Raw genomic sequence first — 19,793 nt, 5'->3', positions numbered from 1 at the left:
CCTGAAAAGGATGGAAATGTCTTTTGGACACCGCAATGGTAGGGTAAACCCCAATTACTCGCCAATTTATTCTTGTGATGCCTTACATTCACAAGGGTGATAAATAACCTCAACTTCCGCACGCTGGATCTGAACCTGCTGCGGGTGTTCGACGAGGTCATGGCCGAGCGCAACCTCACCCGGGCCGCGCACAACCTGGCCATGACGCAGCCTGCCGTAAGCAACGCCTTGCGCCGCCTGCGCGAGGTGATGGGCGACGAGCTGGTGCAGCGCGCGGGCTATGGCGTCGAGCCCACCCCCGCCGCGCTGGCCCTGTGGCCGACCGTGCGCGATGCCTTGCACCTGCTGCGCGAATCCCTTGCGCCGGGCACCTTCGACCCAGCCAGCGCGCGCAACGCCTTCGTGCTGGCCATGGCCGACGCCACGGCCGCCAAGCTCGTGCCCGGGCTCGTGGACATCTTCGAGAAAGAGGCGCCAGGGGCCAACCTCCGCGTGTTGCCACTGACCACCCGCGATCCACGCGACATGCTGGAAACCGGCCTGGCCGATCTCGCCATCGGCCACTTCCCTGGCGTGCTGGCGGAGCTGGGCGCCCTGCACCTGCAGGAGCGAAGCCCGCACTTCCTGCACCAGCGCCTCTATGACGGCGAGTACGTCGTGGTGATGCGGCGCGGCCACCCCCTGGCGGGGCAGGAAATGAGCCTGGACGCCTACTGCGAGGCGCGCCACCTGCTGGTGAGTTTCTCGGGCCGTCCCTTCGGCTTTGTGGACGAGGCACTGGCCGCCCTGTCGCGACAGCGTCGCGTGGTGCTCACCGTGAACCAGTTTTTCACGGCGGGGCGCGTGGTCGCCACCACCGACCTGCTGACCGTGCTGCCGCGCCATTTCGTGGGAGCCACTGGCATGGAACACGAACTGGCCCTGTGCGATCTTCCGCTGGCGGTGCCGGCCGTGCACGTGGATTCGCTGTGGCACCGCAACGCCACGCACAACAGCGCGCACCGTTGGCTGCGCCAGGCGGTTGAGCGCGCGTCGGCGGTCGGATTCCGCGCCACGCGTTCAACCGACGCACCCGCGCCGCGGCGTTCCCGCCAGCGACCATTGCAAAAGCCCTGATTCACAATGCCCGCATGAACATCCAGTTGCTCAGCGATCTGCACCTCGAGGCCAACCCCGACTTCCAGCCCGAACCCGCGCCCGGCGCCGACTTGCTGGTGCTCGCCGGCGACGTGGGCTCCTACCAGATGCGCCGCGACGGCAGCACCATGAACGAGCCTGACTGGGGCTTGAGCCGCTTCGCAGATTGGCCGGTGCCCGTGCTTTTCGTCCCGGGCAACCACGAATACGACGCTCTCGATGTGGACGAAGCGCATGTCGATTTGCGACGAACCTGCGAACGCCTGGGGCTGTGCTGGCTGGAGCGCGAGACCCTGGTGCTGGAGGGCGTGAGGTTCGTGGGAACCACTTTGTGGAGCGACTACGACGCACTCGGCGACCGCCAGAAAGCTTTCCGCGCGGCCAATCACTACCTGTCGAAGATGGCGAGTCGGCGCAACAAGCGCCTGTTCGATGCCGAGGCCATGCGCGAACTGGCGCTCGAGTGCCAGCGGTGGCTGCACGAAGCCCTGGCGGAGGACTTCGATGGCACCACCGTGGTGGTCACGCATTTCGCCCCGACGCTGCACAGCATGGATCCACGCTACGGCCAGAGTCCGGGCACGGCCGGTTTCTGCAACGCGCTCGACGCCTGGCTGCCGCGCGCCGACCTCTGGCTGCATGGCCACCTGCACTGCCCCACCGACGTGCAGGTGGGGCGCTGCCGCATCGTGGCCAACCCGCTGGGCTACAGCGACAAGAACGAACAGGCAGGTTTTCTGGCACGCCAATTGATTGCCGTGCCCGATTCGAGACTTCCCCTTGAGCCAGCGCAAAGTTCACTGCAACTCAGGTCTTACACTGCACCCTGACCCATCTTGATCAGGAGACCTTCATGAAAATTCTGCTTGCTGTCGACGGCAGCGCCTACACCAAGAAGATGCTGGCTTATCTGGCCACGCACGACGAACTGTTCGGCCCTTCCAACGACTTCACGCTGCTGACGGTTCAGACGCCATTGCCTCCGCGCGCGCGCGCTGCGGTGGGCGCCGACGTGGCCAACGAGTACTACGCAGATGAAGCGGGCAAGGTCACCGCGCCCACCGTGAAATTTCTCAAACGCCATGGCATCGAACCAAAGGTCTTGCACAAGGTCGGCGCGCCTGGCGAGCAGATTGCCAAGGTGGCCGATGCCGGCAAGTTCGACATGCTGATGATGGGTTCCCACGGCCACGGATCGCTGGGCAATCTGGTCATGGGTTCGGTGGCCACGCAGGTGCTCGCGCACTGCGGTGTGCCCGTGCTGCTGGTGCGCTGAAGCAAGCGCTTCGTTCAGCGGGCCTGAAGGCCCTCGAAGCAGGTGCTGAGCACCATGTCGATGATCTGCTCACTGCTGTATTGCCCGTGGCTCTTGAGGAAACCCAGCACCGGATCGCAGGCGCGCGCATAGAGCGTGTAAAGCACGGCAATTGGCGGCAGTGAGTTGTTCAGGCTGCCGTCGGCCTGCGCGGCGGTGATCCAGGCGCCGAGGCGATCACTCACATCCATGAGCCCGTCCACGTACGCCTTGTTGGTGGTGAGCGATGCACGAAGGCTGGAGTTTTCGCTGGGGAGCGAGGGCATCTCGCCCGCCAGTTGCACCTCCAGCGTCCAGCGCGCCACCGCCCGCAGTTGATCGATGGGGCGAGCGTTAGCGTTTCCGCTCTGCAGGGAGTCGAGAAAGGCGCGGGCGCGGTCCATCACTCGAACCATGGCCGCCGCCGCCAGGTCTTCCTTGCTGGGGAAATGCTTGTAGAGGCTGGCCTTGGCGATGCCCACTTCGGCCGCCACCTCGTCGACCGTCATGGCCTCGAAGCCTTTTTCGGCCAGCAGGCGATTCACGGCGGAAACGATGGCGTCTTCGCGGGCGAGGTGCATCTGGGCGCGAAAGCTGCGTTTGGGGGGCGCTTCTGCGGGCGACTTGAGGACTGCACTGGTCATGGACATCCTTGTGATGGGCAGGGAATTCTGCCTCAGTTTGACGGATGCGTCGACTTTACTACTGACCGGTCACTTTAAAGACCTGTCGCCCAGAGTCAGGCCGTCGCGGCCACGGCGGGTCGCAGGTTCTCCGCGGCGGCGACCCGCAGCGCGGCGCTGAGGCCATCCAGCACCTCGGAAGCGAGGTTCCAGCAGTGCCAGTACAAGGCCACGCCGAGCTGGTGGCGAGGCGCGAGGTTGACCAGCTCACCGCTGGCCAACTGGTCACGTACCCGAAGTTCGGGGAGCACGCTCACCCCCCAGCCGCCCAGCACGGCTCGCACCTGGCCCTCGCTGGATGGCACGAAGAGCTGTTTGAGCATGACCCGGGGCAAACCGAAGGCTTTCGTCACGAAGCTGTGTTGCAGGTTGTCTTTGCGGTTGAACGCAACGAACGGCACCTTGTGGAAGTTGTGCGCGTTCAAGCCCTTGGGGCAGTGCTCGGCGGCGTAATCGGCGTGGGCCACGGCGACGTAATCCATGGTGCCCAAGGCTTCCATGCGGCAGCCGCGCAAGGCCTGGCCCAGCGAGGTCACGCAACCCAGCACCTGTCCTTCACGCAGCCACTCGTGCGTGAATTCCTGGTCGTCCGTGATGATTTCGATCGGCAGACCGTTGCGGGCCAGCTCGTGCAAGGCCGGCAACGCCCAGGTGGCGATGCTGTCCGCGTTGATGGCGACCGAGATGCGCTCTTCTTCCCGTCCACCCCCGGTGGAACTGGGCGCGAGTTCCTTCAGATCTTTCTCGAGATCGGCACGCAGCAGACGCATCATCTTGGCGTGCTTGAGCATGAGCTGGCCGGCCGCCGTGGGTTTGAGGGGTCGGCTGCGCACGATCAACACCGTGCCCACCTGGGCCTCGAGTGCACGCAACCGCTGGGAGACAGCCGACTGGGTGATGGAGAGCCGTTGCGCAGCCCGCTCGAACCCCCCCTCCTCAATGATGGCGGCCAGGCATTCCAGGGCGTCGGGGTCAAATGTGCTCATGTCACTTTATTAGCCGTTCTGATGTTAGAAATTTTAGTTTAATTTCGCTTCACTTACAGCCGGGTTTTTCCCATACTGCGCACCAAATTCATTCATTTTGTGGAGCAGGCCATGCAAGTCACGGTATTGGGCGCGGGCATCATCGGGGTCAGCACCGCCTGGCATCTGTTGCAGCGGGGTCACGAGGTCACGCTGGTGGACCGGCAGGACGACGCGGCGCTGGAGACCAGTTTTGCCAACGCGGCCCAGATTTCGGTGAGCTACTGCGAACCCTGGGCCAACCGCGAGGCGCCGCTCAAGACCCTGAAGTGGATGTTTTCCGACGAATCCCCGCTGTTGTTCCGCCCTCAGCTGGACTGGGCTCAATGGCGCTGGGGCCTGCAGTTCCTGGCCGAATGCAACGACGCGGCCTTTGTGCGCAACGTGGCGCAACTCGTGGCGCTGGGCGCCTACAGCCACGCAGCCCTCAAAGACGTGGTGAACGAGACCGGCATCGAATACGACCGGCTCGAGCGCGGTATTGCGCACTACTACACCGACCAGAAGTCGTTCGACGGCGCAGCGAGCGCGGCGGCGGTGATGCAGCGTTTTGGCGTGCAGCGCAGCGTGGTCTCGCGTGACGAGCTGCTGGCAATCGAACCCGCGCTGAAGTCGTTTGGCGATCGCATCGTCGGCGGCACCTACACAAAAACCGACGAGTCGGGCGATGCCAGGGTGTTCACCCAGAAGCTGGCGGCGCTGTGCGGCCAGCGCGGCGCCCGGTTGCTGTTCGGTCACGACATCGAACGCCTCGAGAGCGACGGCCGCGAGGTGCGCCAGGTGCGCGTGCGCGACCGCTCCACCGGCATGGCCAGCGTGCTCAAGGCCGACGCTTTCGTGGTGGCCTGCGGCTCCTACACCACGCCTCTGCTCAAGTCGGTCGGCGTGAACGTGCCGATCTACCCCGGCAAGGGTTACAGCGCCACATTGCCGCTGATGCGTCCGCGGCATGCGCCGAACGTGAGCATGATCGACGACCAGATGAAGTGCGCGATTTCACGCCTGGGCGACCACCTGCGCGTGGCCGGCACCATCGAGCTGGGCGGATTCGACTTGTCGCTCAACACGCCGCTGGCGCGCAAGCGCTGCGAAATGCTGGTGCGCCGCATCGAGCAGGTGTTTCCCGGCGTGGCCGACACGCGCACGCCCGAAGAAGGTGGCGACCCGCAGTTCTGGTGCGGCCTGCGCCCGGCCACGCCAACCAACATTCCTTTGATTGGCCGAACCAAGCTGCGCCGCCTCTGGGTGAACGCTGGCCACGGCACGCTGGGCTGGACGCACGGCGCGGGTTCGGGCAAGGCCATGGCCGAACTCATCTGCGGCGAGCAGCCGGCCATGAACTTCGGCTTCTACGGCATGGGCTCGCGCGCCGGGTCTACGGCCAGCGCTGTGGCCACGCGGCTGCAGGCCGAGCGGGGCTGATGCGGCTTCAGCCCGGCCGGTTTGGCCGGAACGGCGCACTCGGCGTCACCGTGGGCGCAATGCGCTCGCCCATCCAGCGCAGCAGATCCATCCACATCTGGCGCATCTCGGCGTCAAGCGGGGTGCGAAAGGCGTTGGGCAGTTCCACCGTGACCACCGGCATGCCCTGGTGCACGCCGCCGTAGTTGCCCAGGCTGCCGGGGAAAATGCCCACCTGGTCCAGGTAAAGCCGCCCCAGCTGTGGCGGCGGCACGCCCGGGCCGTCGAAGTCGAGCACGCCGTAGGGCGCGTGGATGCTGACGATGAGGTGCGGCTGGAAGCGCGCCATTTCTTCGTGCAGGAACCGCGATTCGGGCTCCGACAGCGGGCTGGGCCCGGGCCAGCGGCGCGGGTCCTTGCGGGTGCGCTGCTCCCAATACACCTTGGCGTCGCGCTTCCAGTTCGGCGTGGGGAAGTTGCGGTTGAGGTCAACACCGCGCGCGTTGGTGCGCCGTGCCGGCCGGGCCAGCAGCCCATCGGGATTGAGCGCGGGCAGGAAACGCCAGTGGGCGTTGGCCGGCGTCTGCACGGCGTGCTGGATCCAGTGCAAGGCCACCGAGGCCGACGACAGCTCGTCGCCGTGCATGGCACCCACCACCAGCACGCGCAGCCGCGAATCGGGCCCGACCACGTCGCGCGCGTAGAGCGTGCGGCCCTGCACGGAGCGGCCTTCCGTGGGCTTCAGTTCAGCGGCCTTGCACAAGGGGCGAAGAAGATTGGGCAGGCGCGCCACGAAGGCCTCGCAGGGCGACGCTTCTTGAGCGGGCGGTGGCACACCCATGCCGCGCGGGGCGGCATCAGCGCTCACGGCGCTCCACCCCAGAAGCGCCGCCAGCGTCCCCAGGCGAACGCACTCATTCATCGTGCTCGCCGGCCTCGTACAAGGTTTCGCGGCCCATGCGATCAAGAATGAGTTCGGCCGTCCAGGGCAGCATGAGTGCGCCGCAACGGCTGTCGCGGTACATGCGTTCCAGCGGCAGGTGTTTCATCATGCTCTGGCCGCCGCAGGTGCGAATGGCCAGGCGAGCGATGTCGTTGGCGCCTTCCATCACGCTGTAGTGCGCGGCATACAGGCGCAGCTTTTCGTCCTTGGACGGGTTGGGCCGGGCTTCCTGGATGGCGCGCGCAAAGATGCTCTTCATGTTCTCGAGCTGGATGCGCATCTGCGCCACCGCGATCTGCTTGGTCGGATACTGCCGCCGCTTGACCGGTGGCTCGCCAGGCACTTCGCCGCGCAGGTACTGCACGGTGAAATCGTAGGCGGCGTTGGCCAGGCCGAGGTAGGTGGGCGAGAGCGTGAAGAACATGGCCGGCCAGGTCTGCGCGCCCTTGAAGTAGATGCCGCGCGGCATGAGCTGTTCGTCGTCGCGGACGAAGACGTCCTTGAACGCCAGGTTGCGGCTGACCGTGCCGCGCATGCCCAGCGGGTCCCACTCGCCGCTGATGGAGAAACCTTCGCTGGTGGCGGGCACGCTGATGTAGAGCGTGTCGCGCGCGTCGGGATGGTCGTCGCCCTTGTCTTCCGTGCACAGGATGCCGTAGTAGTCGGCCGCGCCGGAGAGGCTGGCGAAGATCTTGCGGCCGTTGACGAGCCAGCCGCCTTCAACCTTCTTCGCCGTGGTGCCGAAGGGCGCGCGCCCGGCAGCGGCGGCGCTGCCTTCGCTGAAGGGCTGGGCGTAGATCGCGCCATCGTCCACGATGCGGCGGAAATGCAGTTCGCGGCGCGCCATGTGCTCGGCGCGCTGGGCGTCGGTCATGGGAATGCCGTCGGCCAGCACGCCGGTCCACATGGTGCTGCAGATGTGCATGTTCCAGGTGAGCGCAGTGGCACCGCAGAACCGGCCGATCTCGGCCGCGACCATCATGTAGGTGGTGTAGTCGGCACCCAGGCCGCCGTGCGAGGTGGGCACACAAAGCTTGAGGAACCCGGCCTCACGCAGATCCTCGTAGTTGGCAAAGGGAAAGCTGGCCTCGCGGTCCCACTGCGCGGCGCGCGCGGCAAACCGGTCGCGCCCCAGGGCATGGGCGCTGGCCAGCAACTCGCGCTGCAGCGGCGTGAAGGGCAGGTCGCCCACGGCGGGTGTGAAGTCCAGACCGGTGATGGCGGCGGCAGGCAAGGGCATGTTCATGGCGTCTCCAGAGTTCAGTGGGTGCCCGGAGTTGCCACGGGCAGGGGTTCGCGCAGGAAGTCGATGAGCAGCGCATCGAATTCATCCGGCGCTTCCAGGTTCATGAGGTGACCGATGCCGGCGATCTCGGCATAGCGCGAGCGCGGGATCGCCTGCGCCATCTGCTTCATGACGGCGGGAGAGGCCACACGGTCGAATTCACCACCCACGAGCAACGCGGGCACACGGATGTCGCCGAGCGCCTGCTGGCGGTCGAAGGTGACCAGGCAATCCAGCGCGCGGCGGTAGGTGGCCGAGGGCACATGGGACATGCAGTGCTCGGCCAGGCGCAGGCCTTCGGGCAAGGCGCCGGGGCCCACCATCTGCGGCACGAGTTTTTGCGCCACGTCGGCCATGGTTTTGCCGGCGTCCAGGGGCGCGGTGCGCTGCGCCACGAACTCGCGCGCCCAGGCATCGGCGCTGCGGCCGTCGGTGCGCTTGCCGAACGCTGCCGACGTGCCGCACAGCACCAACCGGTTGACGCGGTCGGGCCGGCGCGCCACCACTTCCTGCGCCACCATGCCGCCCATGCTGTGCCCGAGCAGGGCCACGTGTTCGCACTGCAGCGCGTCGATGAGGTCCACGCAGCTTTGTGCGAGGCCCTTGAAGGTGTAGGGCTCGATGGGTGCGCTGCGGCCATATCCCGGCATGTCCCAGGCCACGCCGCGAAAGCCCGCATTGGCCAGTGCCTCCACCTGGGGTGAGAAAGCCAGGTGGCCACCGCCGATGCCGTGCAGCATGAGCACGGTGGGGCCACTGCCCAGAATGGTGAAGTTCGGCACGGTCATGCGACCACCTTGCCAGCGTCGATCACCGTGGCGCCATCCAGGGCCACGGTGCAGGCGCGCAGAGGGAAGTCGAAATGCCCGCGGGTGTGGCGTCCCGCGACTTCGTTGGCTCCCGTGCTGTAGAGGAAGTTGCCGGCGAACGCCCGCAGCTCGGTGCCGTTGAAATCTCGCTTGTCGTAGAGCGCCATGTTGTCCCAGCGCGCAGACTCATTGAGCCCGTAGCCGACGTGGCTCACGGCATAGGCTGCTTTCTCATTCCACGCCGCATAGTGGCTCCGCAGCAGCTCGGCGTCCACACCGTTTCCGTCGATGCGGGTGACGTGGTCGTTCTCGATGGTGAGCGTGATCGAACGCTCGATGTAGCGCTTGAAGGTGAGGTTCACATCGCCCTCGGCCAGCACCAGCGTGCCATGAACACTGCCGGCCGCCGGGAAGGCCAGCACCAGGCCGCCCGGCCAGTGGGTCAGCGTGCCGGGCCGGGTGGTGGTGCCCCAGTTGCCGCCCACCACCGCACCCTGAAGTGAAATGGAAAGATCGGTGCCCGCTGCGGAAGTGACGCGCATGGCGGTGGCGGCGCGCACGCGTTTCACATGGTTCTTCACGCGCGCCTCGGTGGCGTCGTCGGGCAGCAGGCGGGCCAGTGCCTCGGGGTGTTCGTTGCTCACATACACAATGCGCGGCTGCGTGCTGCCGTTGCCCTTGAGGATGGCCGGCAGTTCGGGTGCATGCATGAGGCCTTCCACCGTGCAATCCACCACCAGCGTGCAGCCCGCGAGCGCCGCAATGACTGGCGCGAGCTGCTGGATCGCCGGGCTGGCACCGGTGGAACGAGACACCGGTTCGTGCGCGCTGAACACAGATGGCACGACGAGTGTGAATATCCGCACGCCCAGGCGGCTCGCGGCGAGCCGGGCGAGCTCCAGCAGCACCGTTCGGCTCTGGGTTTCGCCGAGAATGGCCACGGTGTCGTCCGCTTGAAGCGCGCAGCGGCGCAGCACGGTTTCGAAGGCGTCGATCCAGGCGGGTTCGATCCGCTCCTGCAGCATGGAGTCTCCTTTTTTAACGGCGGTGTTGCCATTATTCATGAATTTTCATATAAATTCCAACCATGTCACCCGCCCGCTCCGCCGGCCTGCAGGCCCGGCCTCCTGATTTCTCGGTACCCGAGTTCCGCGCCTCGCTGGGCATGTTCGCCACGGGCGTGACCATCGTCACCGCGCGCACCGCCGCCGGCGAGCTGGTGGGCCTCACGGCCAATTCGTTCAATTCGGTTTCGCTGAACCCGCCCTTGGTGCTCTGGAGCCTGGGCCAGGCCGCCGGCTCACTGGCGGTGTTTTCCAATGGTCGGCACTACGCCATCAATGTGCTCGCCGCCGACCAGCAGGCGCTGGCCGAGCGCTTCGCCACGCGCGGCTCCGACCGCTGGACCGGCGTGGGCTTCAGCACCGGCCAAAGCGGCGCGCCCCTGCTCGACGGCGCAGCCGCCAGCTTCGAATGCTTCAACCGCAGCCAGTACGCCGAGGGCGACCACGTGATCTTCGTGGGCGAAGTGGAGCGCTGCAGCTACCGGGCCAACGCGTCGCCACTTCTCTTCCACGGCGGGCGCTTCTACGCCGAACATCCTTTGTGAGCAAAACCGGGCCAGCCGCCGGGCCGCTCCCAAGGCGGGCCCAGCCTCCTCGGGGGGCAGCGACCCGCGCAGCGGTGGAGCGTGGGGGCACCGGTTTCGTGGACGAGTACCTTGGGTACTTGCTGGGCCAGGCGAATCACACACTGTTCAAGGACTTCGACGACATCGTTCGCGAGGCAGGTCTGGGATCGCTGGAGTGGCGGGTGCTGGCGGTGCTGGAGTCGCAGGCTCCCATCAGCGTGGGCCAGCTCACGCAGGACGTGCTGAGCCTGCAACCTACGGTGACCAAGCTCGTGCAGCGCCTGGCCGCACAAGGCTGGGTGACGCTGCGGGACGACCCGGCCGACCAGCGCCGCACGCTGGTGGCCATCACGCCCGCCGGGCAGAGAAAAGTGGCGCCTCTGATCTCGCAGGCAAAGGCCCACGAGACCAAGGTGCTCGCCGGCCTGAGCGCCACCGAGGTGCGTCGGCTCAAGGAGCAGCTGCGCCGTCTGGCGCAATCCGGCTGAGCACCGACAATCCTTCTCCATGACCGCCCCCGCCCAACGCAAGACGCATCTCGACGCGCTCGCCATCACCCTGCTCATCGTCTGCTGCGCCTTCTGGGGCTTTCAGCAGATCCTCATCAAGTTCGCGGTGCAGGAGATTCCGCCTCTGTGGCAGGCGTCCATCCGCATGTGGGGCGCCACTGCTTTGCTGTGGGCCTGGTGCGCCCTGCGCGGCGTGCCGCTGTTTCAGCGCGACGGCACCTTGCGCGCCGGTGTGCTCGCCGGGCTGCTGTTCGCAGGTGAGTTCTGCTTCATCTACCTTGGCCTGATGCACACCAGCGCTTCGCGCCTCACCGTGTTCCTCTACACCAGCCCCTTCGTGGTGGCGATCCTGCTGCCGCGCGTGGTGCCCGGCGAGCGCCTGCGCCGCATCCAGTGGGTCGGCCTGGTGATTGCGTTTTCGGCCGTGGCCATTGCCTTCAGCGAAGGTTTCCTGCACAGCTCTCCGGTGACGGGCCAGTGGCGCGGCGATCTGATGGGACTGGCCGCCGGTGTGCTCTGGGGCCTGACCACCCTCACCATCCGGGCCACGCGGCTCACCAGCGCCAGCGCCGAAAAAACCCTCTTCTACCAGCTGGCCGTCACCGCGCTGGTGGCACCGCTGCTGTCCATCGCGCTGGGCGAGACCTGGGGCTTCGACTACTCCGGTCTGGCCTGGGGCTCGGTGATCCTGCAAACGGTGGTGGGTGCGTTCGCCAGCTACCTCACCTGGATGTGGATGCTGCGCCACTACCCGGCCACACAGATGTCGACCTTCACCTTTCTTACACCGGTGTTCGCGCTGGTGTTCGGCATCGTGTTGCTGGGCGAGCCGCTCACGCCGCAGCTGGTGGTGGCGCTGATCGGCGTGGCTGCGGGCATCGTGCTGGTGTCGCGGCGCTGAGACTGTCTGGCGAGCCCTTCGACAGGCTCAGGGCGAACGGGATTTTTTCACTCAGCTCTTCTTGCTGAGTCCCAGTCGCTCGATCGTCGCCTTCTCCGCCGCAAACGTGCGCACCGCATAGGCCGTGTAGTCGGCGGTGTTCATGTAAACCGTGGGCTGGTAGAACTTGTCGAAGGTGGCCTTCACTTCCGGGTCGTCGAGCGTGGCCTTGAAGGCGTCGTGCAACACCTTCACCACCGCCGGGTCCATGCCCTTGGGCCCACCGATGCCGAAGGGCGATTCGGTGATGGTGTCCCAGCCGCTTTCCTTGACCGTGGGCACATCGGGAAACGCCTTGTTGCGCTGGCTCCCCAGCGTGGCGAGCAGCCGCAGCTTGCCGCTGAACACATGCGGCGCGAACTCGGTGGTGCCGCTCATCATGCGGATGTGGCCACCCAGAATGGCCTGCATGATTTCGGCTGAACCCTTGTAGGGAATCGGGTTGAGCTGGATGCCGGCCTTCTCGCTGAATTCCTCGATCGCGAGGTGCGGCGTGGTGCCGGTGCCGGTGTGACCGTATTCGAGTTTGCCGGGGTTGGCCTTGGCGTAGGCGACCATTTCCTTGAGCGTCTTGAACGGCGCGTCGGCCGTGCAGGCAATGCCGAAGGTGTAGCCCGTCAGGCAGACGATGTGGGTGAGGTCTTTCACCGGATCGAAGGGCATGGTCTGCATGTGGGGCAGGCGGTAGATGCCCAGCGGCAACTGCGTCACGGTGTAGCCATCCGGGCGTGCCTGCATCATGGCGCTGGCGCCCAGCGTGCCACCCACACCGGGCTTGTTCTCCACCACCACCGGCACGCCGAGCGTCTTGCTGGCGCTCTGGGCAAGCGCTCGCAGCACGCCATCGCTGCTGCCACCGGCGGGCCAGGGCGCAATCAGGGTGACCGGGCGCGAGGGGAATTTGTCTTGCGCCAGCGCGCCGGTGGGCAGCAGCGTGGGCAAGGCAACGGCAGCCGCGGCGGCGGTCAACACCTGGCGGCGATTGAGGGAAGCATCTGTGTGGCGCATGGCTTGTCTCCGGTTCGGTGGGGAAACCGGAAACGTAAACAATGCGTGCGCCGCTGAACAGCGGGCCGCCCCTTGGTTGCGGTGCGAATCAGTCGCGGGCGCGACTGCCGGCAGTGCCGGTCACGGGCGCGAACCGGGGCGCTCGCGATCCGCCGCGAAGGCCACGTACCAGTCGAGGCAGCCCGGGTTGGCCATGGCTTCGCGGTTGATCACCTTCTCCAGCGGCTGGCCGAGCAGCAGTTTCTTGATCGGCAGCTCCTGTTTCTTGCCCGAGAGGGTGCGCGGGATCTCGGCGACCTGAAACACATCGTTGGGCACGAAGCGCGGGGAGAGTGCATTCTTGATGCTGTCGACAATGCGGCCTCGCGTGGCGGCGTCGAGCGCGTGGCCTTCGCGCAGCACCACGAAGAGCGGCATGTAACTCTCGCGGCCCAGGTATTCGAGGTCCACCACCATCGAGTCCATCACCTCCGGCAGCGCTTCGACCGCGCTGTAGAGCTCGCTCGTGCCCATGCGCAGGCCATGGCGGTTGATGGTGGCGTCGGAGCGGCCGTAGATGACGCAGGAGCCGTCCGGGTGGATGCGCAGCCAGTCGCCATGGCGCCAGACCGCGCCCGCACTTGCATCGAGATCACCGCCGCCGGGCCGGCGGCCCTGGCCGGGCGGGTAGGTGTCGAAGTAGCTGCCGATCAACCGGCGGTGGTCGACATCGCCCACGAAGTACAGCGGCATCGACGGGATGGGTTGTGCGCAGACGAGCTCACCCACTTCGTCGATGACCGGCTGGCCCTGTTCGTTCCAGGCCTCGACCGCGCAGCCGAGCAGGCGGCACTGCATGCGCCCCGGCGTTTGCGGGAGCTCGCGGTTGCCGCCAATGAAGGCGCCGGCGAAGTCGGTGCCGCCACTGATGTTGCACCACCAGATGTCTTTCTGGGCAGGACTCGACGCGATGCGGGCGAACTGCTCCGTGCCCCAGCGCTGCGAATCCTCCGACAGCGGCGATCCTGTGGTGCCGAGCGCCCGCACGGCCGAGAGGTTGCCGCAGGTGGACAGGTCCACACCGGCCTTGAGACAGTTGGCGAAGAACGCTGCGCCCGCGCCGAAGAAGGTCACGCCCTCCTCGGCGGCAAAGCGCCAGAGCGTGGTCCAGTCCGGGCGTTCCTTGCTGCCGCCGGGGTTGCCATCAAAGATCACGCAGGTGGTGCCGTTGAGCAGGCCACTGGTCTGCGCGTTCCACATCACCCAGCCGGTGGAGCTGTACCAGTGGTAGCGCTCGCCCCAGCTGTTGGGCGCGTAGCTGCAGCCGATGTCGTTGTGCAATATCTTCAGCGCCAGGCCCACGATGAGCGTGCCACCGTGGCCATGCACGATGGGCTTGGGAAGGCCGGTGGTGCCGCTGGAATAGACGATCCACAACGGGTGATCGAACGGCAGCCACAGCGGCTCGAAGGCCCGCACCGTGGCGTCGTCGCGCGCGGTGGCCTGCTCAAAACTCGCGCAGGGTGCGGCGCGTTCCAGGACGTTGGCGCGGTCGGCGTCGCCTTCGGCCAGGTTGGTGTGCAGCAGCACGTGGCGCACGGTGGGCAGCGCCGCGCGCAACTCAGCCACCACCGCCAGCCGGTCGAAATCGCGCCCGCCGTAGGTCACGCCGTCGCAGGCAATGAGCACCACCGGCTCGATCTGGCGGAAGCGGTCGAGCACGGCGTTGGTGCCCATGTCGGGTGCGCAGATGCTCCACACGCCACCGATGCTCACGGTGGCAAGGAAGGCCACCATGGCCTCGGGAATGTTGGGCAGGTAGGCGGCCACGCGGTCGCCCGGTTGCACCCCCTGGGCCTGCAGGTGCAACGCGAGAGACGCCACCTGGCGCTGCAGCTCGGGCCAGCTCAGTTCCGTTCGACGGCCCTTTTCATTGCGGGCCACCACCGCCGCAAAACCAGCGGCGTGCGCGGCCTGCACGTGGCGCATGACCTGCTGCGCATAGTTCGCCTTGGCACCCGGGAACCAGCTTGCGCCCGGCATCACGTTCCTGGCCAGCACCGCCGTGTGCGGTGTGGGTGACTGCAATTCAAAGTAGTCCCAGATGCTTTGCCAGAAGGCGTCGAGCTCGGTGGTGGACCACCGCCACAGCGCGTCGTAGCTGTCAAAGCGCAGGCCACGGTGTTCGGCCAGCCATTGCTGGTAGAGGCGGATCTGGGGCACGTAGGGCGCGGTCATGGGCCGAGCTTAGTTCGCGCTTGAACGCCCCGCGCCTAGGGTTTGTACGCGTGTTCAACAAAATTGATCAAGCGTTCAATACCGCCATGCCCGCCACCAAAACCGCGCCAGCGGCTGCCCGCCGCAAGGGCGAAGCACCGCCCCGACCCGACCGCCAGCAGGCCATCCTGCTCGCGGCGGAAAAGCTGTTCGCGCAGCGTGGCTACCACGCAGTCACCATCCGGCAGATTGCGGAAGAGGCCGGCGTGCCGCTGGCGCTGGTGGCTTATTACTACGGGCCGAAGCAGGACCTGTTCCACGCGGTGTTCGCGCACTGGAGCCAGACCATCGACGAGCGCCTGCAGGCGCTGGAAGTGGCCTCCCGCGACCCGGCCGATCCGCTCACGCTTACGCGCATTGTCGAAGCCTTCGTGCAGCCGGTGATCCGCATGCGCTCCAGCCCCGAGGGTCAGTACTACGCGCAGCTGGTGGGGCGCGAACTCGCCTACAACAGCGAAGAGGCCGACCGCGTGTTGCGCGAGTTCTTCGACCCCATGGCGCACCGCTTCATCGACGCGCTGCACCACGCCCTGCCGCAGGGCAGCCGGGCCGATGTGGCCTGGGGTTACCAGTTTGCGCTGGGCGCACTGCTGCACCACCTGGTGGACGACCGCATCGAACGCCTCTCGCACGATCTCAACAAAGCCAGCGACCCGGCCGCCGCCGAGCGACTGGTGCGCTTCATCGTCGGCGGCCTGCGCGCCGCCATGCCCATTTCAGCCCAGAAGAGTCAGCCCACCCCACCCAGAAGGAGACAAGCATGAAACGTCGCACCGCCCTGGCCGCCCTGGCCTCCGTTCCCGCCACCCTGGCCCTGCCGGCCTTCGCGCAGGCCAGCACGAAGATCGTGTTCGGCTACACCGCCGTGACCGATTTCGCCTCGGTGTTCGTCGCCGCCGAGAACGGCTACTTCAAGAAGCGCGCGCTCGATGTGGAGCTGAAGTTCATCCCGATCAACTCCACCATTCCGGCCGCCGTGCAGGCCGACTCGCTGCAGATCGGCGGCCCCACGCCCAGCGTGTTCCTGCAGTCGGTGGACGGCGGCCTGGACCACGTGGTGGTGGCCGGCGGCGGCGTCACGTCCAAGACCATCACCGGCTTCGGCCTCGTGGCCAAGGCCGGCAGCGGCATCCGCAACGCGAAGGACTGCGTGGGCAAGAAAATCGGCGTGCCCGGCCTGGGCGCGTTCCTGCACGTCACGTTTCGCGGCTGGCTCAAGACGCAGGGTGTGGACTTCAAGAGCGTGAATTTCGTCGAGGCCTCTTTCCCGCAGCACGGCGACCTGCTGCGCGGTGGCTCGGTCGATGCCGTGGTGAGCGCCGACCCGTTCATGAGCCGCATCACCGACAGCGGCATCGGCTATGTGGCCTCGTACTACTCGACCTTCCTGCCCGAGAACCAGCCCACCATCATCCACACCGCGCGGCGCGACTGGGTGGCGAAGAACCCGGCGGCCGCGCGCTCGTTCCGCGAATCCATTCAGGAAGCCGCCGCCTTCATGGCGCAGCCGAAGAACAACGACGCGGTGCGTGCGGCCATCGGAAAATACATCAAGCTGCCGCCCGAGGTGATTGCCAAGGTGCAGATCTCGCCGCCCGGCCCGGTGGTGACCGAGAAACAGCTCACCTACTGGGTCAACCTCATGAAGGACCAGGACATGCTCAAGACCCTGCCCGACGTGACCCGGCTCATCGCCAAGTGAGGCACGCCTCACCCCACGCCAGCGCCCCCTTGAACATGACCGACACCGTCCTGCATTTCGACCGCGTGGCCATCGAGCTCGGCGGCCGGCAGATTCTTTCGCCGGTGGAGCTCTCGGTGCGACGCGGCGAGTTCGTCTGCGTGATCGGCCCCTCGGGCTGCGGCAAGACCACGCTGCTGCGCGCCGCCGCCGGGTTCGTCGCGCCGAGCCACGGCAGCGTGCAGCGCAAGGGCGCGGCCATCACCGGCCCGAGCCGCGAAGTGGCCTTTGTGTTCCAGGACTACGGGCGTGCCCTGCTGCCCTGGCGCACCGTGCAGGCCAACGTGGCGCTGGCGCTGGAGGCCGCCAGCGTGCCAGCGGCGGAGCGGCCGGGACGCATCGCGCATGTGCTGAAGACCGTGGGGCTCGGCGCGCACGCAGAGAAGTTTCCGGCCCAGCTCTCTGGCGGCATGCAGCAGCGTGTGCAGATCGCGCGCTGCCTCGCGCAGCGGCCCGACGTGATGCTGATGGACGAGCCCTTCGGCGCGCTCGATGCGATGACGCGCGAAACGCTGCAGGACGAACTGGCCCGCCTGGTGCGCGAAGAGGGTTTGACCGTCATGTTCGTCACGCACGACCTGGAAGAAGCGCTGTACCTGGGCGACCGCGTGATCGCGCTGCGCAGCAACCCCACGCCCGAACTGCCCAGCGTGGCCGCGTTGATCGACGTGCCGCTGCCGCAGCCACGCGACCAGCTCAGCACCAAGGAACACCCGGAGTTCCTGCGCCTGCGCCGCGAGCTCTACCACTACCTCGGCCATTGAGATGAAGCTGAAATCCCTCGCGTTCCCGGCGCTGCTGATCGGCGCGCTGGAACTCTGGGCGCGCACCACTGGCCAGGGCAGCGACGCCATCGCGCCGCCGAGCGCGGCCGTGCGCGCCTTCTGGGGCGCCCTCACCGACGGTTCGCTGTTCGAGGCCACGGCGTTCACGCTCGGCACCGCTGCGCTGGGCCTGTTGATCGGCGCGCTCGGGGGCCTGCTGCTCGGCACACTGCTGGGCCTGTCGCGCCGCGCGGCACAACTCGGTTTTCTCAGCGTGGAGGTGGCGCGCCCCATTCCTTCGGTGGCGTTGATCCCGCTGGCCATGCTGGTGTTCGGCTTTGGCCTGCGCATGGAGCTCAGCGTGGTGGCTTTCGCCTGCCTGTGGCCCATGCTGGTGCTCACGCAGGCGGCGGTGCAGCAGGTGGAGCCGCGTCTGCTCGAGGTGTCGCGCGCGCTGCAGCTCAACGCCTGGCAACGCTTCGCCTGGATCATCGGCCCGGCCATCGTGCCGCGCCTCTTTGTGGCGCTGCGGCTGGGCGTGGCGATTGCGCTGGTGGTGGCGGTGACGGTGGAGATCGCGGCCAACCCGCACGGCATGGGCTACGCCATGATGATCGCGCAGCAAAGCCTGGACCCGGCGCTCATGCTGGCCTGGCTGGCGTGGATCGGCGTGGTGGGTTATGTCATCAACGTCGGCGCGCTCGCGTTGCAGCGCCGCGTGGCGCGCGCCATGGGGGAGCAAGCCGCATGAAGACCACCCTGCGCACCCTCAACGCTTTCGGCAGCGCGGCCGGCTCTGCGCTCGTGCTCGCTGGCTTCATCGGCCTGTGGTGGGCGGCCAGCACCAGCGGCTGGGTCAACCGGGCCTTTCTGCCCACGCCGCAGGCCACGCTGGCGAGTCTGGTTCAGGGCCTGGCGGGTGGCGACCTGGCCGCGTACACCTGGGCCACGCTCAGCCGCATGTTCAGCGGCTGGGTGCTGGCAAGCGCGCTGGGCATTGCGCTGGGCGCGCTCATCGGCAGCTCCGAGCGCGCGCGCGAATGGATCGCCCCCACGCTCGAATTCATCCGCCCGCTGCCGGCGTCTGCCGTGATGCCGCTGGCGATTGCGCTGTTTGGCCTGTCGGGCGGCATGGTGCTGGCGGTGGTGGCGTTCGGCGCCATGTGGCCGGTGCTGCTGGCCACACTGCACGGCCTGGCGAACGTGCACAAGCAATTGCGCGAAGTGTCGCGCTCGCTGGAGCTGAGTCACCTCGCTTTCGTGCTCAAGATCGGCCTGCCGAACGCCATGCCCGACATCCTGGCCGGCATGCGGCTGTCCATGACGGTCTCGCTCATCGTGTCGGTGGTGGGCGAGATGATCGCCTCGCAACCCGGGCTGGGCCAGGCCATCCTGCTGGCGGCGCGCTCGTTCCAGGCCAGCGAGCTGTTCGCCGGCATCGTGCTGCTCGGCGCCATGGGCTTTGCCAGCAACGTGATGCTGGCGCTCGCCGAAAGATCCTTGCTGCGCTGGCAGCGTCCCTGACACCACACCCCTCACCCCCAACGGAGAACACCATGCCCCGAAAACTGGTCGACCTGTCCATCTACCTGGAAAACGACGTGCTGAGCGATCCGCCGGCCTTCGCGCCCAAGATCCAGTACTTCACGCACGACAACACCTTCGAGCAGATCGAGCCCTTTTTCCCCGGTCTGAAAAAAGAAGACCTGCCCGACGGCGAAGGCTGGGCCGTGGAGCTGGTGCAGCTCTCCACCCACAACGGCACGCACCTCGATGCGCCCTACCACTTCCACTCCACCATGGACAACGCGCTGGGCGAGAAGAAGCCGGCGATCGCCATCCACGACGTGCCGCTGGACTGGTGCTTCCAGCCTGGCGTGAAGCTGGACTTTCGCCACTTCGCGGATGGCTACGTGGTCACGGCCGCCGATGTGGAGGCGGAGTTGAAGCGCATCGGCCACACCATCAAGCCGCTGGAGATCGTGGTGGTGAACACGCGCGCCGGTTCGCGCTACGGCCATAACGACTACGTGTCGGCCGGCTGCGGCATGGGCTACGAGGCCACCATGTATTTGCTGGAGCGTGGCGTGCGCCTGACCGGCACCGACGCCTGGAGCTGGGACGCGCCCTTCGTGCACACCGCGCAGAAGTACGGCGAGACCAAAGACGCTTCGCTGATCTGGGAAGGCCACAAGGCCGGGCGCGACATCGGCTATTGCCACATCGAGAAGCTGCACAACCTCGAAGCGCTGCCGGCCGACGGCTTCTTCATCTCGTGTTTCCCGCACAAGATCCGCGGCGCCTCGGCGGGTTGGACCCGTGCTGTGGCCATCTTCGACGACGCATTGCAAGCCACGGCCGCCTGAAC

Annotated in this window: 21 protein-coding genes; 13 read left to right on the top strand and 8 right to left on the bottom strand. The window is 66.8% G+C overall.

The window, feature by feature from the left end; genetic code table 11:
- Positions 1 to 99: 99 nt before the first annotated feature.
- Genes CAP37_RS20230 through CAP37_RS20220 form a run of 3 tightly spaced genes read left to right on the top strand, consistent with a single transcriptional unit; the run spans position 100 to position 2,413 of the window.
- Complete coding sequence (locus tag CAP37_RS20230; protein WP_086127164.1) at positions 100 to 1,116, top strand: LysR family transcriptional regulator; 1,017 nt, start codon at positions 100 to 102, stop codon at positions 1,114 to 1,116.
- Positions 1,117 to 1,130: 14 nt separating this feature from the next.
- Positions 1,131 to 1,967, top strand: a complete 837-nt coding sequence (locus tag CAP37_RS20225) for a metallophosphoesterase (RefSeq protein WP_086126493.1) — start codon at positions 1,131 to 1,133, stop codon at positions 1,965 to 1,967.
- Positions 1,968 to 1,990: 23 nt separating this feature from the next.
- Positions 1,991 to 2,413 carry a universal stress protein gene (locus tag CAP37_RS20220; RefSeq protein WP_086126491.1) on the top strand — a complete coding sequence of 141 codons (423 nt, stop codon included), beginning with the start codon at positions 1,991 to 1,993 and terminating at the stop codon, positions 2,411 to 2,413.
- 14 nt (positions 2,414 to 2,427) lie between these two features.
- Here the strand turns inward: CAP37_RS20220 and CAP37_RS20215 are convergent, their stop codons facing one another.
- Together CAP37_RS20215 and CAP37_RS20210 are read right to left on the bottom strand one after the other, a co-directional pair.
- Positions 2,428 to 3,075 carry a TetR/AcrR family transcriptional regulator gene (locus tag CAP37_RS20215; RefSeq protein ID WP_256927071.1) on the bottom strand — a complete coding sequence of 216 codons (648 nt, stop codon included), beginning with the start codon at positions 3,073 to 3,075 and terminating at the stop codon, positions 2,428 to 2,430.
- A 95-nt stretch (positions 3,076 to 3,170) separates the two neighbouring features.
- The gene (locus CAP37_RS20210; RefSeq protein WP_086126489.1) at positions 3,171 to 4,100 is read right to left on the bottom strand and encodes a LysR family transcriptional regulator ArgP; all 930 of its coding nucleotides are present in this window, start codon (positions 4,098 to 4,100) and stop codon (positions 3,171 to 3,173) included.
- Positions 4,101 to 4,211: 111 nt separating this feature from the next.
- On the opposite strand from CAP37_RS20210, the gene CAP37_RS20205 reads away from it, so the two are divergent.
- Positions 4,212 to 5,561, top strand: a complete 1,350-nt coding sequence (locus tag CAP37_RS20205; protein WP_086126486.1) for a D-amino acid dehydrogenase — start codon at positions 4,212 to 4,214, stop codon at positions 5,559 to 5,561.
- A gap of 7 nt (positions 5,562 to 5,568) precedes the next feature.
- Here CAP37_RS20205 and CAP37_RS20200 read toward each other — a convergent pair whose 3' ends face one another.
- From CAP37_RS20200 to CAP37_RS20185, 4 genes are read right to left on the bottom strand one after another with little or no spacing between them, the layout of a single operon-like run.
- Positions 5,569 to 6,462, bottom strand: coding sequence for a M14 family zinc carboxypeptidase (locus CAP37_RS20200; protein WP_086126483.1), 894 nt, complete (start codon positions 6,460 to 6,462; stop codon positions 5,569 to 5,571).
- The gene (locus tag CAP37_RS20195) at positions 6,455 to 7,723 is read right to left on the bottom strand and encodes an acyl-CoA dehydrogenase (protein WP_086127158.1); all 1,269 of its coding nucleotides are present in this window, start codon (positions 7,721 to 7,723) and stop codon (positions 6,455 to 6,457) included. Before CAP37_RS20195 ends, CAP37_RS20200 begins: the two co-directional genes overlap by 8 nt.
- A gap of 20 nt (positions 7,724 to 7,743) precedes the next feature.
- Positions 7,744 to 8,556, bottom strand: coding sequence for an alpha/beta fold hydrolase (locus tag CAP37_RS20190; protein ID WP_086126481.1), 813 nt, complete (start codon positions 8,554 to 8,556; stop codon positions 7,744 to 7,746).
- On the bottom strand, positions 8,553 to 9,602 hold the full coding sequence (locus CAP37_RS20185; RefSeq protein WP_086126478.1) for a peptidase M29: 1,050 nt from the start codon (positions 9,600 to 9,602) through the stop codon (positions 8,553 to 8,555). The genes CAP37_RS20190 and CAP37_RS20185 overlap by 4 nt, the downstream gene beginning before the upstream one ends.
- Positions 9,603 to 9,664: 62 nt before the next feature.
- On the opposite strand from CAP37_RS20185, the gene CAP37_RS20180 reads away from it, so the two are divergent.
- The 3 genes from CAP37_RS20180 to CAP37_RS20170 all read left to right on the top strand — a co-directional run bounded on the left by CAP37_RS20180 (position 9,665) and on the right by CAP37_RS20170 (position 11,617).
- Positions 9,665 to 10,186 carry a flavin reductase family protein gene (locus CAP37_RS20180; RefSeq protein ID WP_086126475.1) on the top strand — a complete coding sequence of 174 codons (522 nt, stop codon included), beginning with the start codon at positions 9,665 to 9,667 and terminating at the stop codon, positions 10,184 to 10,186.
- A gap of 98 nt (positions 10,187 to 10,284) precedes the next feature.
- The gene (locus CAP37_RS20175; RefSeq protein ID WP_256927069.1) at positions 10,285 to 10,695 is read left to right on the top strand and encodes a MarR family winged helix-turn-helix transcriptional regulator; all 411 of its coding nucleotides are present in this window, start codon (positions 10,285 to 10,287) and stop codon (positions 10,693 to 10,695) included.
- Between the two features lie 19 nt (positions 10,696 to 10,714).
- Positions 10,715 to 11,617: a DMT family transporter gene (locus CAP37_RS20170; protein WP_086126470.1), complete on the top strand. Its 903-nt coding sequence runs from the start codon at positions 10,715 to 10,717 to the stop codon at positions 11,615 to 11,617.
- A 51-nt stretch (positions 11,618 to 11,668) separates the two neighbouring features.
- Here the strand turns inward: CAP37_RS20170 and CAP37_RS20165 are convergent, their stop codons facing one another.
- Both CAP37_RS20165 and CAP37_RS20160 read right to left on the bottom strand, forming a co-directional pair.
- Positions 11,669 to 12,664: a tripartite tricarboxylate transporter substrate binding protein gene (locus CAP37_RS20165; RefSeq protein ID WP_086126467.1), complete on the bottom strand. Its 996-nt coding sequence runs from the start codon at positions 12,662 to 12,664 to the stop codon at positions 11,669 to 11,671.
- Between the two features lie 120 nt (positions 12,665 to 12,784).
- A complete protein-coding gene (locus tag CAP37_RS20160) occupies positions 12,785 to 14,881 on the bottom strand; it encodes an acetoacetate--CoA ligase (RefSeq protein ID WP_086126464.1) in 2,097 nt (698 codons plus the stop codon).
- 86 nt (positions 14,882 to 14,967) lie between these two features.
- Between CAP37_RS20160 and CAP37_RS20155 the strand changes: the two genes are divergently transcribed.
- Genes CAP37_RS20155 through CAP37_RS20130 form a run of 6 tightly spaced genes read left to right on the top strand, consistent with a single transcriptional unit; the run spans position 14,968 to position 19,791 of the window.
- Positions 14,968 to 15,684, top strand: a complete 717-nt coding sequence (locus CAP37_RS20155) for a TetR/AcrR family transcriptional regulator (RefSeq protein ID WP_086127156.1) — start codon at positions 14,968 to 14,970, stop codon at positions 15,682 to 15,684.
- Positions 15,681 to 16,622: an ABC transporter substrate-binding protein gene (locus tag CAP37_RS20150; RefSeq protein ID WP_086126461.1), complete on the top strand. Its 942-nt coding sequence runs from the start codon at positions 15,681 to 15,683 to the stop codon at positions 16,620 to 16,622. Before CAP37_RS20155 ends, CAP37_RS20150 begins: the two co-directional genes overlap by 4 nt.
- Before the next feature lie 35 nt (positions 16,623 to 16,657).
- The gene (locus tag CAP37_RS20145) at positions 16,658 to 17,425 is read left to right on the top strand and encodes an ABC transporter ATP-binding protein (RefSeq protein WP_086126458.1); all 768 of its coding nucleotides are present in this window, start codon (positions 16,658 to 16,660) and stop codon (positions 17,423 to 17,425) included.
- 1 nt (position 17,426) lies between these two features.
- Positions 17,427 to 18,176, top strand: a complete 750-nt coding sequence (locus CAP37_RS20140) for an ABC transporter permease (protein ID WP_086126455.1) — start codon at positions 17,427 to 17,429, stop codon at positions 18,174 to 18,176.
- Complete coding sequence (locus CAP37_RS20135; RefSeq protein WP_086126452.1) at positions 18,173 to 18,949, top strand: ABC transporter permease; 777 nt, start codon at positions 18,173 to 18,175, stop codon at positions 18,947 to 18,949. The genes CAP37_RS20140 and CAP37_RS20135 overlap by 4 nt, the downstream gene beginning before the upstream one ends.
- Positions 18,950 to 18,981: 32 nt before the next feature.
- Complete coding sequence (locus tag CAP37_RS20130) at positions 18,982 to 19,791, top strand: cyclase family protein (RefSeq protein ID WP_086126449.1); 810 nt, start codon at positions 18,982 to 18,984, stop codon at positions 19,789 to 19,791.
- Positions 19,792 to 19,793 lie beyond the last annotated feature (2 nt).

The sequence above is a fragment of the Hydrogenophaga sp. IBVHS1 genome (genome assembly GCF_002127265.1).
Lineage (GTDB): Bacteria > Pseudomonadota > Gammaproteobacteria > Burkholderiales > Burkholderiaceae_C > Hydrogenophaga.
The sequence above is the reverse complement of the archived record's forward strand: the minus strand, read 5'-3'. Positions and strand labels throughout refer to the sequence as shown.